The following is a 15,716-nucleotide window of genomic DNA, read 5'->3' on the forward strand; positions in this document are numbered from 1 at the left end:
GCCGTCGAAGTGACTATATGCAGCCTGGTGCCGGCCAGGAGCGCAGGGGTCGGCCGCTGCTACGCCCCCGCTACCCCCAGGCTGCGCTGTCTGGTGACCTCGCCGAACCGCATCGTCGACATCGAGAAGGTGGGACCGAAATGTTCGTGACGTATCAGATCCCGAGCTGAGCGGTCCGTCGGTCGTGAGCCCATGTCGTACCCGAGCGATCGTATGGTCGACCTGCTGTCTGCCTCTTCCCGGTGGACAGCACTCACGGCCATGTCCGCCCCGACCGGAGGGCCGATGAGATGTCTGGCATCGACGAGCCTTCGGACGAACCGGTCTGGGTGGAGCCGGGCCCGTCACGGGCCGGTGCAGACATCCGAGGATCCTCGGCCCAAGTGCACAACCTCGTGGTAGTCGGTGCAGCGTGCAGCGGCAAGAGCCGATTGCTGTCTGAGGTCGCCTCCCGGGTGCCATCGGAGTGGCAGCTCATGCAACCGCCGTCGACACCGCGGACGGACGTCTGGCGACGTCTGAGCAGGCCCACGATCGACGTGTCGCACTGGGAGAACGTGTGGCGAATCCTGATCGTCGGCAGCTACCTGTCATTCGCCAACGTGCATCAGCACCTCCTCGACGAGGAGGACCGACAGCGGCTCCGATCGGTCATGACGACCCTGCCGCTCGGCGACCCGCACTCGGTTCGTCATCCGTACACCGTCATGACCGAGCTCTCCAGCGGTCTGCGTTCAGCGTCCGGAAGCGAGCTCACCAACGGGAAGGAGGCAGACTGGCTGCGGGCAGAGCGGGTGACCGGAGATCTCGCGCCGCTGCTCCCGCCAGTGGTCATCATCATCGACCACCTCGACAACTACTTCGACAACCACCCCAGCGAGATGGCCGAGGTCCAAGGCGGGCTCGTGGCTCTCATCGCCCACAACGACCGCCAGCGCTGGATCCCGCGCAACGTTCGGCTGCTCGCGGCCGTTCGACGCAGCACCCTCGACTTCCTCAGGAAGAACGGTGTCCCCAACCTCAGCACGGCCGCATGCATCAAGGAGATCGTCTGGGATCTGGGGTCGCTCGAGAGGCTCTTTCTTCAACGACTCAGGGGATCCGACGGCAGGCCGCGCACGATGAGGTGGCTCGTCCGCCCCGTGGGTCAGGATGGCCAAGTCCGGTCCTCCGCTCAGCGCCGGATCGACCAGCTGCTTCAGCACACATCCTTGGTCGCCGGAGACGTTGACAAGCTGGCCGGGGTGCTATGTGAGAAGCGTGACTTCGTCGGCCGCCAGCTGACTGCCGACGAGTTCGAGGAGGGGATCTCGTCGACGGCCATCGACATCTTGAACGCGCTTGCCCACAACACCGTGAGTGACCTGAGATCCCTGTCCGTCTCGAGGGGCTTTGCACGACAGCCCTCTGTCGAGACGAACGACGAGCAGGACCAGCTGCGCCGTCAGCTCATCACCTCCATCTCGGCCATGGACAAGGACACCTTCACCCCGAGCGAGGCGGCCCGCATGCTCGAGGCATTCCCCGACAGTCTCCGGTTCCTCATCCTCGAGGCGCTCTGGCGTTCCCGTCTCGTCGCGCGCGTCGAGGGCAACAGGTGGCTGTATTCGCGGACCTACAGCGACCGGCTCGGACCAGCGTGGACGCTGGCCGGCTGGAATCCGGTGCTGGCCGAGGAGTGCAAGCTCACTCCGACCTGGGAGGAGATTTCCGTTGGGTACGTATAGGAACGTCGATTCACGTTTCGTGGAGACCTGGCCCGAGCTTCGCGACCTCCTGTTCCGTGAGGCCTCCAGCAGTCACGTCTGGAGGGGCATGGGCGACGCCGAGTGGTGCATCAAGACCAGCTTCGAGCGGTTCTGCCAAGAAAAGGGCGTGACCGACCGACGAAACATGCAGGATGTGTTGAAGAGCCTCTATGCCGAGAAGCTCGCCACGGTGGGGGAGTTCGTCCCCACCGCGGACCTGGAGCGCTGGGCGTTGGGACAGCACTGGGGGCTGCCGACACCGCTCTTGGACTGGACCACGAGCCCGATGGTCGCGGTCTACTTCGCTTTGTCGGATCAGGTCTCTCGCACGGTGTCGGTGGAGTCGACGGCGTGTGTCTGGCGTCTGGATACGAGCCACCGCAGACTCGCCGGCCCGGCAGACATCAGCATCGTGCGCCTCGGAGCGGGCCCGTGGAATGCACGCCTCAGGGCACAGCGCGGTCTGTTCCTCAGCATCGAGGCTCAAGGTTGCCTGGTCGACCTCATGCAAGAGCGTGGGCTCCATCAGTACCTGCACGCATACACCTTTCCCGCCCGAATCTTCGAAGAGGCGCTCGTCGACCTCGAGCACATGACCATCGACGACCTCACTCTCTTCCCCGATCAGTCAGGAGTCGTGCGATATGTCCGAACACAGGCGGCACGGAGCGCATTCCATGGCTAGCGAGCACAGCCCGGTCGACCCGACTGGCTCGGGTGGCGGCTTCCTGGACAGGTACCAAGGCGATGCTCGCTTCTTCGGCGACCCAGATGGCAGCCGTGCCAACATCGCCGACTTCGTCGAGATCGGCGAGCTCCGGCGATCGTCCTACACGAGATCCCGTGAGGAGCGAGTGCGGGTCGTCGTCGGGCGCAAAGGCTCAGGCAAGACCTTCTTCCTGAAGAAGTTGAAGGCCGATCTGAAGGTGAACACGTCGACCCGTCTGCTCAATGGCGAGCCCGCGACCGTCGCTGAGACAGAGCAGACCGAGCTGATGAGCACCGAGCACGTCATTCGAGTCGCGCACTGGTTCGACGACAAGATCCTCACCGAGATCTGGCAGCAGCTCTGGGGGCGGGCGATCCTGTCCTCGGTCGCCACCCATCTGCTTCACAACCGCGACATCAGGGACGTCCTCAGCGAGGAACAGGAATCCCACTTGCGGCGCTACTTCGGACCGTTGCTGAGCGGGGCGACCTGGCCCAGGAGCCCCTTCGTGACCATTCGCACGCTGATCAACGAGGCATCGAGCCGCCGTGACCTGCTGCGATCTCTGGAGAACCCGCTTTGGGACGATCTCGAGGGTTACCTCGGCTACCTGCTCGAGGGGGCGCCACCGTTCTACATGATCGTCGATGCGATCGACGAGGAGTTCTCCAATGCCCCCATGTACTGGATGCGATGCCAGAAAGGGCTGTTCTACGAGGTGATGAGGCTGCTTCGTCACTCCCGGCTCGGCGCCCGACTCCACATCGTCATCTCGATCCGCGACCTCGTGCTGTACTCGGTGTTTCGCAGTGAACACGCCTCGCGCTACGTCGGCGATCCTCACATGCGCGTGCTCAGCTGGGGATTCGACGCTGCTCGAGCGTTCGTCGATGCCAAGCTCGCCCGGCTTGATCCGACACTCTGGCGAGGAAGGCCGTCACCGCCCGCCAACCTGCAGGAATGGACCGGCCTGAAGTCGATAACCAACAGGTTCGGCAATACCGAGGATCTCTACTCCTACGCGCTCCGACACACGCAGTGCCTGCCTCGAGACGTCGTCTTGTTGGGAAACGTCCTCGGTCCCGCCATCGAGCGGGCGGGCATCGGCTCGCTGACGTCGGCAGAGTTCAAGGCGGTGATCGAGAACATCGCCCGACTTTCCGGCTTGCAGCAGATCTCGGTCGCGGCCAACCAGATGGTCTCGGACGAGATCCCCGCGGGGGCGGCAGCCCACGAGTACACAGATTCCTACCTGTCGGTCAAGGAGTATGCGATCGACCGAGCGGCAATGCTGACCGGGATCCTGCAAGAGTGCAGCGGCACCAGAATCTCGGTCTCGGAGATGCTCGACCTGCGAACACGCGCCAGGGAGATTCTGGGAGCGCCCGACGTCGGCACCATCTTGTGGCAGAACGGCCTGCTAGGCCTTGCCGGCGATCGGGGCGGCGACATCTTCTTCTCCCTTGACCGGATGGGACGTCTCACACTGCCCGACAGTCCCGCCGGCTACGTCTTTCACCCGAGCATGCGAGAAGTAGCAGGCCTCGAACCCAAGCCCCCGGCCGTGCTCTGGCGGGTCTGAGACAGGAGATCACCATGGAAGAGCAAGATCAGAGCAGCGACGTACCCGCCACCGAGGGGCCTGGCGGTGGGTACGTCGCCGCGCCAGCGATCGTCATGATCGCCGCCGTCCTCTTCGCCCTCGCCGGAATCGCCGCCTACACACTTGTCGCGTTCTGGCCGATCCCGGTGCCGGCAGGCGGCTCCGACACCGCCTCGAACTGGTTCAGTTGGCATGGCGTCATGGCCGACGAGACACAACTCTTCATCATCGTGCTCGCCGCCGGGGCGCTCGGTGGACTGGCCCACAGCGTGCGCTCCTTCTACTGGTACGTGGGCAACCGGAACCTGCACTCGAGCTGGACACTCATGTATCTGGCGCTGCCGCTGACCGGCAGCGGGATGGCTCTCCTCACCTATCTGGTCCTTCGCGGCGGGCTGACCACCTCGTTCAGCACCACCGACAACGTGAACCCCTACGGGATCGCGGCGATCAGCGCCCTGGCCGGCCTGTTCTCACGAGAGGCCGTGGAGAAGCTCAAGGCGGTGTTCGAGGTCCTGCTGTCGCCGGCCGAGAAAGGAAAGGACTCGCTCACCGGAACCACGACGATCGACAAGATCACGCCTGCGGAGGGTGCGGTCGGTGATCTGATCAAGATCAGCGGAGCCGGGCTCTCTTTGATCACCCAGGTCAGGTTCGGCGGCGGTATCTCAGTTGCTGTGCTCACGGCCTCGGAGTCCGAGGTGACGACCGAGGTGCCCGCGGAGGCAGTCACCGGACCACTCAAGCTGATCGGACCAGCCGGTGCCTGGACCAGCCGCGACCCGTTCACGGTGACTCGAGGCACGCCGGAGGAGCCGGATTCCTGATCGGTCGGGTGGCGGGCCGGCTGCTACGTCCCGCTGCGCTGCCTGACGAACTCACCGGTCACCGCGAGGTGTTGAGGCGACCGTGGATCCATCATTGCCGGATCCGATAGCAGCAGGTCGCGCCGGTGACGATGTGATCCTTCAGATGCGCGGAGATGTCGGCGTTGGAGCGCTGGACTTCGTCGATGGCGCGCACCAGCGCCTTGCGTACCGAGGTTCTGGCCCGCTCGCTGTCGCCGGCGAATCTGCGGGAACGGCCCCCCAGGCCGCTGCTCTGCCGCAGATAGTCAGTCAGTGCGTCGAGCTCGTTCTCGGCGGCCTCCTGGCCGGCGAGATCGCCATCGTCTCGAGCGCGCGCGATCTGGTCCGCGAGCTCGGTCATCCGCTCCCGCAGGGCGTGCCGTGCTTGATCGTCCAGCAGGCTGTCGGCGGTGCCGGACGCGGGGGCCGTTGCGTAGGCGAGCTCGTGGGCGGGGAACCACTGGTCGGGGGCCGAGGTGAGGGTTGCCAGGATGGGCATGCCGACCAGATCGCGGACCAGCGCGGTCTCAGCTCCCAGCTGGAGCAGCCATTCGGATCCGCTTCGGCTGATCTTGATGCAGCGCTGGCTGGCTCCGCGCCGGCTGATCGTCTCCACCTGGTGAAGAACCTCTGACATCTCGAGCTTCGCGGCGGTGCTGCGGCAGCGGCTGAGCAGGGTGTCGATCTCGTCTGCTCGGCCGGCGCGGTCAGGCAGCCGCGTCAGGCAGTCGGCCAGCAGGGCGCGACTGACGGTGAGGGCCGGTAGATTCCCGAGATGGATCTCCGCGTCCACGGCGGCGCGAAGGTGGCGCTCGGCATCGTCGAGCCGGTTGAGGGCGAGCGCGGCTCGGCCGAGCCATTGGTGGCAGCTGCCCAGGCAGACGACTGCCAGCGATCCCATGATGGGCAGGTGCGCGTACGGCGTCAGCAGGGCGTAGGCGCGGGCCAACGTCTCGGCGTCGTCGAGCTGCGTCGCGGCCTCTACGACCAGGGAGACCGCCATCAGCCAGGTGCTGAACCGCGGCAGTGCATCGAGCCCGGTGTCGGTGATCTTGTTGAGGTAGTGAGTGGCCAGGTCGTGCTGTCCGGCGCGGGCCGCGATGGCAGCCGCCGCGGCGTCGAAGGAGAAGTCGACGGCGTCGATACTGGCGTTGCCCGCCGCTTGCTCCATCAGGGCCAGCAGCTCCGTGTCGCGGCCCTGGTACCAGCCGATGGTCACCAGATGCGCGGTCAGGTAGCTGAGGGCATCGGGATCCTCCGCCGCGCAGCCGAGTTCGTAGGCCTGCTTGGCGGTCGCCTCGGCGGCGGCGAAGTCACCCCGGCCGATCAGCACCATGGCCTCGATCGCGCGGACGATGTAGATCACCGACAGGCTCTGGGTCGCTTCGGCAGCGGCACGGAGCTGCGAGAGGGACTGCGGTGCTTTGGAGTCCCCGCTGAGGAACAGATCGACCGTACGCCAGCACCAGGCCATCAGCGGGAGAACCCCGGTGCCGATGTAGGCGGCCCGGGTGATCATCGACTCGGCCATGCTGAGCCGTCGTGCCGTGTGCTGCGGTCCGAGCAGCGGATTGTGTGCCACCGACAACACCTCGACGAGGGTGGCGGGATCGCCCAGCCGCAGCGCGTCATCGATCACGGCGAAGAGCGCGTCGGGTGGCGCCGCTTCCCAGAACATTGACTCGGCCGCGATGCGCGCACGCAGCCGCAACGGCACTGAACCGAAGCCGGGTGGCAGATATGCGAGCACCTTTCGCTGAGTGGAAAGCACGTGAGCTTGGTGGTCGGGGGAGCGAATGCTGTTGACCCACAGGGCGCCGAGCCCGGCGGCAGCCTCGGCAACTGTCTGCGGGTCGTCTTCGACCAAGGCAGCGGTGAGTGCCTGGTCGAAGTGGCGCATGGCGGCGCCGAGGCGGCCGGTCAGCAACACGGCTTGTGCGTGCTCGACGAGGAGCAGCGCGTGGGAGACCGCAGGGTCGGCTTCGTTGATGGCGATGAGTCGCTCGAGGAGACGGGCACTGTCCTCGGGAGCCCCTTGCGCGGCGAGAGACCGGGCCGCCAGCCGTCCGAGTTCGACAGCACGTCGTGCATGGCGTCGATCGACTCCGGCGGCGGTGACGGTGTGATGAGCGGCGCGGATCAGCAGTGCTGGGTCGCTGATCGATCGCGCCGCGAACCAGTCGGCAGCGGCGACCTCGGCCTCGGTGCGCTGGGCGGGGGTGAGCCAGCTGTGCACAGCCTGTCGAACCAGGTCGTGGCGAAGGTCGAGGACATCGGCGGTGCCGGGCCTGGCGATGCTGAGGGCCTGTGCGGCGCGGATGGCGGCGGCCGCTTCGGCCTCCGGTACGTGTGCAACGCCGGCGACGGTGGCGAGGTCGCTGAGTTGGCCGAGGACGGCGGCTTTGGCGAGCACGGCGGCCTGATGGTCAGGCAGCTCGTCCATCCGCGACGTGATCATGGCCGGCAAATCGGCGCCGAGGTTCGCTTCGACGGCATCCAGCCTGGTCGACTCGAGAGCCACGATCACCTGGAGCGGCACGCCCCCGGTCGCGGTGGTGAGGGTCTTCACCGCTGCGTCAGAAAAGCCGGCGTAGCCGCGCTGGATGCAAAGCTCGCCGACGGCGTGCTCGGTCAGTGGGCTGAGACGGATCCGGTCGAAGGGCCGTAGGGTCTCGGCGAGCAGCCCGGCGGGGTTGAGGTCTCGTACCGCCGCGAGGAGGACGAGCCCGAACCGCTCGGCACGGCCGGCCAGGTAGCGGGTCAGCAGCAGGGTTCCCTCGTCCCCACAGTGCAGGTCGTCCAGTTCGATCAGCAGGGGCCGCTCGTCGGCCACCGCGGCGAGGGCGCGCTCGACCTCCATGAAGCCAGTCAGTCCGGGCCGGTAGGGCCAGCCGGTGGTCCCGGTCGAGACCTGGAGCTGATTGAGGATGTCAAGCCATGGCTCGTACGGCATCGACCCTTCTCGCCAGCAGGTGCCCGCCGCCGAAGCCAGCCCCGCGGCCGAGGCCGCGGACTGTGCCTCCCTCAGCAGTGCGGTCTTGCCCAGGCCGGCGGCAGCCTGCAGACAGACAGACCGACCCCGCCTGTGCAGGGCGCCCTCGATGTACTCGCCGATCCGGCGCAGTTCGCTGCGCCGCTCGACGATGGTCATCGACCTCATCTCGCCATGGTGGCACCGTGCCAGGTCGTGTGCCACGGCCTGGCACAACGATGTCACGCCTCCAGGACAGAAGCGTGCCAGCGGGGCACGCACCAGCAAGAGGAGCAGAGATGGCGAGCTACACCGTCAAGGCGGTCAAGTTCAAGGCAGTGGACGAGTCCGGTATCGACTGGACTGGCTCAGACGAGCCGCTCTGGGTGTTCACCGCCAACGCCGGGGGCCGGGTGACCACGAGCCGGTCGCGTGAGTTCGGCGATGTCGACTCCGGGGAGACGTTCAACTTCGACGCAACGGGCAACAAGAACACCGTGTGGCCCGTCGCGCGCGACACCAAGGGGGCCCCGGGCCCGATCGCCCTGGCCATCCAGCTCTGGGAGATGGACCAGGGAAATCCCGACGACGTCGCCAAGAAGACGGAGAAGGCGCTCAACCTCGCTCAGTGGGCGCCGGTCATCGGGGACTGGGTGGGCAAGGCGCGCGGAGTCATCCGGGACTCGTTGAACAACCTGATCGCCGACGACCTGATGGGGTCGCGGACCGTGCTGTGGTCGGCACGCACGCTGGAGCGTCGGCTCCCTCGTCCCGGCGCCAGCTTCGAGGAGCGCTTCCGGTTCAGCGGCAAGAGCGGCGATCTGCCGTTCGACGTGGCCGGGGGACCTGACTACGACCTGTGGGTGCGAGTCCGCCGCATCAGCTGAAGCGGTCGAACCAAGCCAGTCGTACCGGGAGACGCCATGAGCAATCAGCCTACGGAAGACGCCGGCCAGGACGGGATCGTTGTCGACCGGTTCGGCGTGGCAATCGTGCTCGAGATCAACGGTCGCGGCGTCCACGACGTCACCTTCCCCTCGCGTGAGCTGCGGCCGAACCAGACACTCCGCCTGGAGTATCCGCCTCGCCGAAGGCCCACGCCTGGGCCGGTGCTGAAAGGCTCGGGGTAACCACGATGGTTGCAATGGAGACGATCGCGATCCCCACTGTCGTCCTCATCCTGGCGGCCCTCTGGGTCATGCTCTTTGCCTGGACCGTGACGGCCTTGGCACGAGACGCGAGGATCAGGAGAGCGCGCGCAGCTCGGCGCTCGGGTGCGGCTGCGTCGGAGGTGACGACCTCGCCTGAACCACCGAGGCCGAACGTGCTCTGCTGGTTCGTGGGCGCCCTGGTGTTCGGCGCGGGACTGCTCATGATCGTCGGCGGGGTGGGTCAGGTGCTGGAGACGGACGATCATCCTGACCCCTTCGGAGCCGAGGGCTCAGCGGCGCTCGCCGACGCCATAGGCCGGGTCATCTGGGGTGCGGTGACTGTCACCAACGGTGCGTACGTCTGGCGCGGCGCCCGTCGGCGCGGCTGGCTTGACCGCCTTGGCCGGCTCATCATCATCGTCGGCTACATCCTGGTCGGAGTGGCGCTGGACCAGGCGACCCAGCGGTCCATGGACCTCTGGGCCGCGGGGAGTGACGGTGAGGCCGATGCGGTTCTCGGCGGCGCCATGGTGCAGTACTTGGCTTGGGGAGCGCCAGGGGCGCTTCTCGTCTTCATCGGCACCAAAATGGCCAACGAGCAGATCCTGATGACCACCGACGCAAACGTCCGCTCCCACTAGTGGGTCTCACGACACGACCGGAGCCCGGGCAGGCAGATCGTGCTCGGTTAGGTAGTCCATGCTCGCGAGAGCGGCGGCGCAAGCGATCGGACTGCCCGAGCAGGTGCCGCCGAGCCCATCGGGTTGGACGGCATCGAGCAGGTCGGCGCGGCCGGTGACGGCTGCCAGCGGCAGGCAGCCAACATCGCCGGCGAGACGCTGATGAACGGTCCGATGTCGCCGTGGTGTTGTCCGCTCCCGTGAGGGCGAGCGGCAGGACCAAACCACACTGGCGCTGCGGCGCGAGCAGGATGGGTTGGCGCGCGCGGGTGCTGTTCGGTGATGTGAACCTCTCCGGAAAGCTGCCGTACACGGTTGCGCTCCGCGAGGATCGGTACGCGACGATCGGCATCGCCAACCCGGTGGGCAACGAGTGGAATGTCGACGTGCCCTATACCGAAGGCCTGTTCATCGGCTACCGCGGGTTCGACCAGCACGGGCTCCCCCACGGTTCCCGTTCGGGCACGGTCTGTCGTACACCACGTTCGGCTACGAAGGTCTGACTGCCTCGCCTCGAGGTGTCGGACGGCGCCGTCACCATCGAGCCCCGGTGACTCGGCGTCCACAAGCTGCCGAGCCGGTGTCGGTGGCTGCCCGTAACGTCTCGTCCATGACCGCCGCCGAGCCGCCGGATCCACCAGCCGAGAGCGTGACTCCGTCGGTCGCCGGTCAGCCTCATGACGGCTTGTTCAAGGGCATTCTCGGTAAGCCTGAGCATGCTGCTTCGGAGCTTCGCTCGATTCTGCCTGCCGGGCTGGCGAGTCGGCTGGATCTCGACCAGCTCGAACAGGTCGATGGCAGCTTCGTCGACCGGGCTCTGCGTCAGCAGCACACCGATGTGCTGTTCCGTGCCCGCCTCGACCAGGGTGATGCCTTGATCTATGTGTTGTTGGAACACCAGTCCACGCCCGACCGGTGGATGGCGTTGCGGATGTGTAGCTATCTCACCCGGATCTGGACCCGGCACTTGGAGCAGCATCCCGGTGTGCGGCGGCTGCCGCCGATCATCCCGATCGTCGTCTACCAGGGCCGCGCTCCTTGGAGCCCACCACTGGATCTGATCGATTTGATCGGCACCGACGATGACACCGTCGGTTTCGCGCCCAGGTTCAGCTATCTGTTGGACGATCTGCACCGTCTCGGCGTCGAGGAGCTTCGGTCACGACCCCTGACACACGCGGTGCGACTCAGCTTTGTGCTGATGCGTGAGGCTCCGGGGAGCGAGCATCTCACCCGGGTGCTGCCGGACTGGCGGACTGATTTGGAGGCGGTGCGGCGGTCTGATCTGGTCATTTTGTGGACGTACGCTTTGATTGTCAGCAACACTCCAGAACCAGAGCTCACTGATTTTCTTGCCCGACTTGGGCCTGAAGCCAAGGAGGTCGCCATGACCACTGCCGACGTACTCCGTGCCGAAGGCGAAGCACGAGGCCGTGCCGATACGCTGTTGGAGCAACTCGACATCAAATTCAGCGATCTGCCGACTGACATCGAGCAGAAGGTCCGCACCGCCCCGACGAGCCAGTTGGAGATCTGGACCCGCCGCATCCTGACTGCCAACACCATCGACGACATCTTCACCTGAGCCCATCAGCGGTCGGGGCGACGTTGCTGGCGGTGGTGGACACAGCGGGGGACTTCCGGGATCTGTCCTCCGCTCATGAGTGGATGGATGACAGTGATCCCGTCCTGAAGGGCAAGGGATTCCTGCGTTCTGGGCTCGCGCTCTTCGTCGACGACGAGCCGGATGCGCCGTGGGTGTTGTTGGCCCGGGAGGTGGTCACTCCTGGGTAGGGAGGAGTTCTACGTCCAGACCGCCGAACGCCTCGCCGAGTTGGAGAGCGTGACCGGGATACGAGGGTCTGCCTCGGATATGCCATCTTCCTGGCGATCTTCGCGGAAGGCCGGCATCTCCTGACCCGAACGCTGCGATCTGCGGTAGTGGGGCTGTGGCGCTTGGGCGATCAGTCCCAGCCGGCGCGGTAGAAAGCGGATGTCACAGTGTGTGCCGGCCGCCACCGTAGGAGTCGCTGAAGTATTTGCTGACGTCCGCCCGATAGCCTGGATCGTCCCACGTGGAGCCCTCGCGAAGCTCCGGCGAGTTCTTGATCTGGTCCTTGCTCTGATCGACAACGACTCTCTCTTCGTCCCAGTCGATGCGCTCGATGCAGGCAGCTGGAATCAAGACCTGCCGCCCGAAGATCCACGGTCCGGTGTCCACGACGATCTGGCTAGCACCGACCTCCGTGCTCGCCGCGTCCACCTTGCCGATATCCCCGTCGGTGGCGCTGACCTTGAAACCGACGATGCCGCGGTCCTCGGCGGACGCGCTCTCTCGATCACGGAAGTCCCACGCATTCCATTCCCATGGGCTGGTTGTCATGACTTGTCCTCTCTCGGGTGCTCGACGATGTGTGTCTCATACCCCCGTGGAGGATGGGCAAACAAACCAGCGGGCGGTCGTGTGATCGGACCGTCCAGCCGTCACGACCGCGCACGGTGCGGAGTCGCTACCCTCCCGACGCCTGAGCCTGCTCGATGTCGACGATGACGACAGCGGCACCCGCCGCGGCGAAGGCGCGTGCGGCGGCCAGGCACATCCCGGAGCTTAGACACCTACTGGGCCGAGGACGGCTTCAGCAACGCCGGGATCGCGTTGGCCGTCGTCGCCTACTTCGTCGGTACGATCACCGCGCTGCTGGTGCTGGGCCGGTGCCAGTCGCCGCGGTGATCTTCCTGGCGACCTGGGCGATGGGGGCGTGCTACCAGGGGTTCGTGCCGGCACTCACCGTCGATCAGCTCGGCAACTCGCAACGCGCTGGTCATCGGGCTGGTGTTCGCCGCCTACATGGCGCCGAGCGTGCTGGGTGCGCCGCTCGGCGGGAGGTTCAGCCCAGCGACGGCACAACGGCTGGGGATGAGCATCTTCCTGGCTGGCATGGTCAGCGTCGTCGCGGCGCTGGCCAGCGGGGGTCTGAGTCAGTTCATCGGCCAGTCTGATCGCCGGCGCCGGACAGGGCATCGCGGTCAGCGCCTCGATCCGCGGGCTGCTGCACGGCCGTGGTCACCCTGGTGGCCGCCCACAATCCCGACTGATCCGCCGGCGAGGAACGCCCGCTTGGTAGGGGTATCACCAGGGACTCCCTCGGCCACTCACGGTTACGTAGCGTGGCACCATGCCAGTAATCGCCATCATCGGCGCCGGCCCTGGACTCGGGGCTGCTGCCGCACTGAAGTTCGGCCGCGAGGGCTTCGCCGTCGCACTGATTGCCCGCAACCGGGACAAGCTCGCCGCGCTGGAGCAGGCGCTCGCCGCCGACGGCATCGCCGCGAAGGCGTACCCGGGGGACGTCAGCGATCGGGAGGCGCTGGTCGCTGCCCTCGGTCTCGCGGCGGAGGAGCTGGGTCCGATCGAGGTGCTGCAGTACAGCCCGGTGCCGAGCAGCCAGTTCCTCCGACCTGTCCTCGACACCACCGCCGCAGACCTGCGGGCGGCCACCGAGTTCTCGATCCTCGGGCCGGCCACCGCCGTCGAGCAGGTGCTACCCGGCATGCTCGAACGAGCATCGGGCACCATCGTGTTCGTGAACGGGTCGAGTGCGGTCACGCCGAATGGGAAGGTTGCCGGCACCTCGGTCGCCTTCGCCGGGGAGTCCGCCTACGGCGCCATCCTGCATGACGCAGTCGCTGCCCAAGGCGTGCAGGTGCGGCAGCTCATCATTCCCGGCGCGATCGGCGGTGGCGATCCGCTCTTCGATCCTGACGCTCTCGCCGAACGCTTGTGGCAGCTCCACATCGTGCCGGGTCCATTCCGGGTCACGGTCGGTGATGCCCCAGCATGACCGGTCGGATCAGCGGCCTTGGGCCAGCTGGCGGGGTGCGACGAGTTGTGGCAGTCGCCTTCGTTCTTGCCTGCGCTGGTCTCATCGGCTGCGGTACGGACGACGACAGTCCCGCGCCGACCCCCGGCTCCGGCGCGTCCGCTGCTGCCGGGGCCACGTCGACCCCGGCAGAGTCTCCGGCGCCCACCCGCCAGACCTCAGCCGAGGCGACGAGTGAGGCCTCGGGCGAGGCTCCCATCCGGATCGTGGTCGCCGGCAAGACGCTCAACGCGACTCTGTCGGACAACCCGGCCGCGAAATCCCTCGTCGCGCAGTTGCCGCTCACCCTCGACTTCGCCGACTTCGGCGGTCAGGAAGTGACGGCCGAACCACCTCGGCCGCTCACGATGGAGGGCATGCCTGATGGAGAGAGCGCACCGGCCGGAACGATCGGCTACTACGCGCCGGATGGCGTTGTGGTGTTGTACTACACCGACGTCGGCCGCTACAACGGGATCGTCCGCCTCGGCCGCATCGATGGTGACATCTCGATCCTGAAGGGCTGGGACGAGGCACGCCCGGTGACCATCGAGCGGGCCGACTGAGCGCTCAGGTGGCGAGGTCGGTAGTTCGTTCGAGCGGGATGCCGGTATGCGCCTCCAGCTTGGCCAAGAGCTCGTTCTGGAATGCCGTGTCGAGTGCGGCCCGATGAGGACGGCGGGCCTTGCGGTGGAACCAATATCCGCCGGTGGGAGGGTCGATCTGTGCCGGGTCCGCAGTAGCGAGCCAGGTCTGCGTACGGTGTCCTTCCTCCAGGCTGTCGGAGGCAGCCGGTCCGCCCATCCGGGTCGGCACCCAACCGGGATCGACCGCGTGCGCCAGCGCGTCGGTACGGATCCTGGCGAGGGCCATCGCGAGTGTCGTGACATAGAGCTTCGAGTCGTCGTACGTGCGGCGTCGGCGGCCGGGGTTGCGGGCGTGCAACACCACGTCGTGCCCGGCGTCGGCCAGCTGTCGCACGGTGGCGAGTCCGAGGCCTGTTGAGGCGCCGGTGACGAGGACGAGTGCCATGAGAGGTGTGGCTCCTGATTCTGGCTGGGTGGGCTGCGCGTCCGGGCTGACTCAGGGGACCAGGCCGGCGGCCAACGCGGTCAGCGTGTCCAGTTGGGCTCGATCGAGCTCGACGTCGGCCGCCGTCGCGTTGGCGTGGAGCTCTTCGGGGGTCTCCGCACCGACGATGGCGGAGGCCACCGCGGGGCGAGACAGCAGCCAGGCCAGCGACACCTGGTACGGCGCTAGCCCCCAAGCACGGGCAAGCCTGTCGACCCATTGGGCGACGGCGATCTCGGAGTCGCTGAATCCAGCCGCGCCGAAACGTTGGTCGCCGGAGACCTCGCGGTCGAGAACGGCCAGATCGGCGAGCAGACCACCGTGCAACGGCGCATACGGAACGATGGACAGCCCGAACTGCTGGCAGGCGGGTCCGAGTTCTCGTTCGGCCGCTCGATCGATCAGGTTGTACTTCACCTGAGCGGCGACAGGGGCCTGGAGGCGCCGGTCGTCGGCGATCCACAGTGCCTGGGTGACCTGCCAGGCGGGATGGTTGGACAGGCCGACGTAACGGATCTTGCCCTGCCGGATGAGATCGTCGTACGTCGCCAGGGTCTGCTCCAACGGGGTGTCCGGGTCGGGATCGTGGGCATAGTAGAGGTCGATGTAGTCGGTCTGCAGGCGGCGCAGGCTGCTCTCGACCTGGCGGATGATGTGGCGGCGGGACAGGCCGCGGTCGTTGACGTCGGGCCCGACGATGCCGTTCGACTTGGTGGCGAGCACCAGCTGGTCGCGACGGCCGCGGAGCGCGCGGCCGAGGATCTGCTCGGCGGGTTCACGGTCAGCGGCAGCTGGGGCGCCGGGCCGGTCGAAGACCGGCAGGTTGCCGTACACGTCGGCGGTGTCGACGAAGTTGATGCCGAGGTCGATCGCGGCACCGACGAGACGGTCGGCGTCCTGCGCGATGGGCGCGACCCCGAACGTGGCGGTGCCCAGACAGATCCGGGACACCTTGACACCGGTCGTACCGAGGACGGAGTACTTCATCGCAGCTTCCTTCTCTTCCATGAGGAGCGGAGCCATCGTCTCGCTCGATCGATCCACCGAGGTCACCACCAGTGTCGAGACCTACCTC

Annotated in this window: 18 protein-coding genes; 13 read left to right on the forward strand and 5 right to left on the reverse strand. The window is 66.7% G+C overall.

Features of this window, described 5'->3' with window-relative positions; genetic code table 11:
- The first annotated feature begins 290 nt into the window (after positions 1-290).
- Genes MLP_RS04380 through MLP_RS26050 form a run of 4 tightly spaced genes read left to right on the forward strand, consistent with a single transcriptional unit; the run spans position 291 to position 4,887 of the window.
- The gene (locus MLP_RS04380; RefSeq protein WP_041789721.1) at positions 291-1,727 is read left to right on the forward strand and encodes a hypothetical protein; all 1,437 of its coding nucleotides are present in this window, start codon (positions 291-293) and stop codon (positions 1,725-1,727) included.
- The gene (locus MLP_RS04385; protein WP_156821023.1) at positions 1,714-2,433 is read left to right on the forward strand and encodes an FRG domain-containing protein; all 720 of its coding nucleotides are present in this window, start codon (positions 1,714-1,716) and stop codon (positions 2,431-2,433) included. The genes MLP_RS04380 and MLP_RS04385 overlap by 14 nt, the downstream gene beginning before the upstream one ends.
- Positions 2,426-4,039, forward strand: a complete 1,614-nt coding sequence (locus tag MLP_RS04390) for a hypothetical protein (protein WP_013861802.1) — start codon at positions 2,426-2,428, stop codon at positions 4,037-4,039. Before MLP_RS04385 ends, MLP_RS04390 begins: the two co-directional genes overlap by 8 nt.
- A gap of 14 nt (positions 4,040-4,053) precedes the next feature.
- Positions 4,054-4,887: an IPT/TIG domain-containing protein gene (locus tag MLP_RS26050; protein ID WP_013861803.1), complete on the forward strand. Its 834-nt coding sequence runs from the start codon at positions 4,054-4,056 to the stop codon at positions 4,885-4,887.
- 91 nt (positions 4,888-4,978) lie between these two features.
- Here MLP_RS26050 and MLP_RS04400 read toward each other — a convergent pair whose 3' ends face one another.
- The gene (locus tag MLP_RS04400) at positions 4,979-8,068 is read right to left on the reverse strand and encodes an AAA family ATPase (protein ID WP_156821024.1); all 3,090 of its coding nucleotides are present in this window, start codon (positions 8,066-8,068) and stop codon (positions 4,979-4,981) included.
- 110 nt (positions 8,069-8,178) lie between these two features.
- Between MLP_RS04400 and MLP_RS04405 the strand changes: the two genes are divergently transcribed.
- From MLP_RS04405 to MLP_RS04415, 3 genes are read left to right on the forward strand one after another with little or no spacing between them, the layout of a single operon-like run.
- A complete protein-coding gene (locus tag MLP_RS04405) occupies positions 8,179-8,766 on the forward strand; it encodes a hypothetical protein (protein WP_013861805.1) in 588 nt (195 codons plus the stop codon).
- 36 nt (positions 8,767-8,802) lie between these two features.
- Positions 8,803-9,009, forward strand: a complete 207-nt coding sequence (locus MLP_RS04410; RefSeq protein ID WP_013861806.1) for a hypothetical protein — start codon at positions 8,803-8,805, stop codon at positions 9,007-9,009.
- Positions 9,010-9,023: 14 nt separating this feature from the next.
- Positions 9,024-9,671 (forward strand): hypothetical protein, encoded by a 648-nt coding sequence (locus tag MLP_RS04415; RefSeq protein WP_041789722.1) that lies wholly within the window; start codon positions 9,024-9,026, stop codon positions 9,669-9,671.
- A gap of 6 nt (positions 9,672-9,677) precedes the next feature.
- Here MLP_RS04415 and MLP_RS29325 read toward each other — a convergent pair whose 3' ends face one another.
- Positions 9,678-9,938, reverse strand: a complete 261-nt coding sequence (locus MLP_RS29325; protein ID WP_013861808.1) for an aminotransferase class III-fold pyridoxal phosphate-dependent enzyme — start codon at positions 9,936-9,938, stop codon at positions 9,678-9,680.
- A gap of 23 nt (positions 9,939-9,961) precedes the next feature.
- Here MLP_RS29325 and MLP_RS04420 point away from each other — a divergent pair, with 23 nt between their 5' ends.
- The 3 genes from MLP_RS04420 to MLP_RS04430 all read left to right on the forward strand — a co-directional run bounded on the left by MLP_RS04420 (position 9,962) and on the right by MLP_RS04430 (position 11,504).
- Positions 9,962-10,213: a glycoside hydrolase family 3 C-terminal domain-containing protein gene (locus MLP_RS04420; RefSeq protein ID WP_013861809.1), complete on the forward strand. Its 252-nt coding sequence runs from the start codon at positions 9,962-9,964 to the stop codon at positions 10,211-10,213.
- 107 nt (positions 10,214-10,320) lie between these two features.
- Positions 10,321-11,295, forward strand: a complete 975-nt coding sequence (locus MLP_RS04425; protein WP_041789724.1) for an Rpn family recombination-promoting nuclease/putative transposase — start codon at positions 10,321-10,323, stop codon at positions 11,293-11,295.
- A 32-nt stretch (positions 11,296-11,327) separates the two neighbouring features.
- Positions 11,328-11,504 carry a hypothetical protein gene (locus tag MLP_RS04430; RefSeq protein ID WP_156821025.1) on the forward strand — a complete coding sequence of 59 codons (177 nt, stop codon included), beginning with the start codon at positions 11,328-11,330 and terminating at the stop codon, positions 11,502-11,504.
- Positions 11,505-11,706: 202 nt separating this feature from the next.
- Here the strand turns inward: MLP_RS04430 and MLP_RS04435 are convergent, their stop codons facing one another.
- On the reverse strand, positions 11,707-12,093 hold the full coding sequence (locus tag MLP_RS04435; protein ID WP_013861812.1) for a hypothetical protein: 387 nt from the start codon (positions 12,091-12,093) through the stop codon (positions 11,707-11,709).
- Between the two features lie 198 nt (positions 12,094-12,291).
- Here MLP_RS04435 and MLP_RS27875 point away from each other — a divergent pair, with 198 nt between their 5' ends.
- From MLP_RS27875 to MLP_RS27280, 3 genes are all read left to right on the forward strand, one after another.
- On the forward strand, positions 12,292-12,441 hold the full coding sequence (locus tag MLP_RS27875; protein WP_156821026.1) for a hypothetical protein: 150 nt from the start codon (positions 12,292-12,294) through the stop codon (positions 12,439-12,441).
- Positions 12,442-12,886: 445 nt separating this feature from the next.
- Positions 12,887-13,552 (forward strand): SDR family NAD(P)-dependent oxidoreductase, encoded by a 666-nt coding sequence (locus MLP_RS04440; protein ID WP_013861814.1) that lies wholly within the window; start codon positions 12,887-12,889, stop codon positions 13,550-13,552.
- 47 nt (positions 13,553-13,599) lie between these two features.
- Complete coding sequence (locus MLP_RS27280; protein WP_013861815.1) at positions 13,600-14,136, forward strand: cyclophilin-like fold protein; 537 nt, start codon at positions 13,600-13,602, stop codon at positions 14,134-14,136.
- Positions 14,137-14,140: 4 nt separating this feature from the next.
- Here MLP_RS27280 and MLP_RS26060 read toward each other — a convergent pair whose 3' ends face one another.
- Positions 14,141-14,602, reverse strand: a complete 462-nt coding sequence (locus tag MLP_RS26060) for an SDR family NAD(P)-dependent oxidoreductase (protein ID WP_013861816.1) — start codon at positions 14,600-14,602, stop codon at positions 14,141-14,143.
- A 51-nt stretch (positions 14,603-14,653) separates the two neighbouring features.
- Positions 14,654-15,628 carry an aldo/keto reductase gene (locus tag MLP_RS04455; protein WP_041791235.1) on the reverse strand — a complete coding sequence of 325 codons (975 nt, stop codon included), beginning with the start codon at positions 15,626-15,628 and terminating at the stop codon, positions 14,654-14,656.
- Between the last annotated feature and the right edge of the window lie 88 nt (positions 15,629-15,716).

It is taken from the genome of Microlunatus phosphovorus NM-1, assembly GCF_000270245.1.
Taxonomy (GTDB): domain Bacteria; phylum Actinomycetota; class Actinomycetes; order Propionibacteriales; family Propionibacteriaceae; genus Microlunatus; species Microlunatus phosphovorus.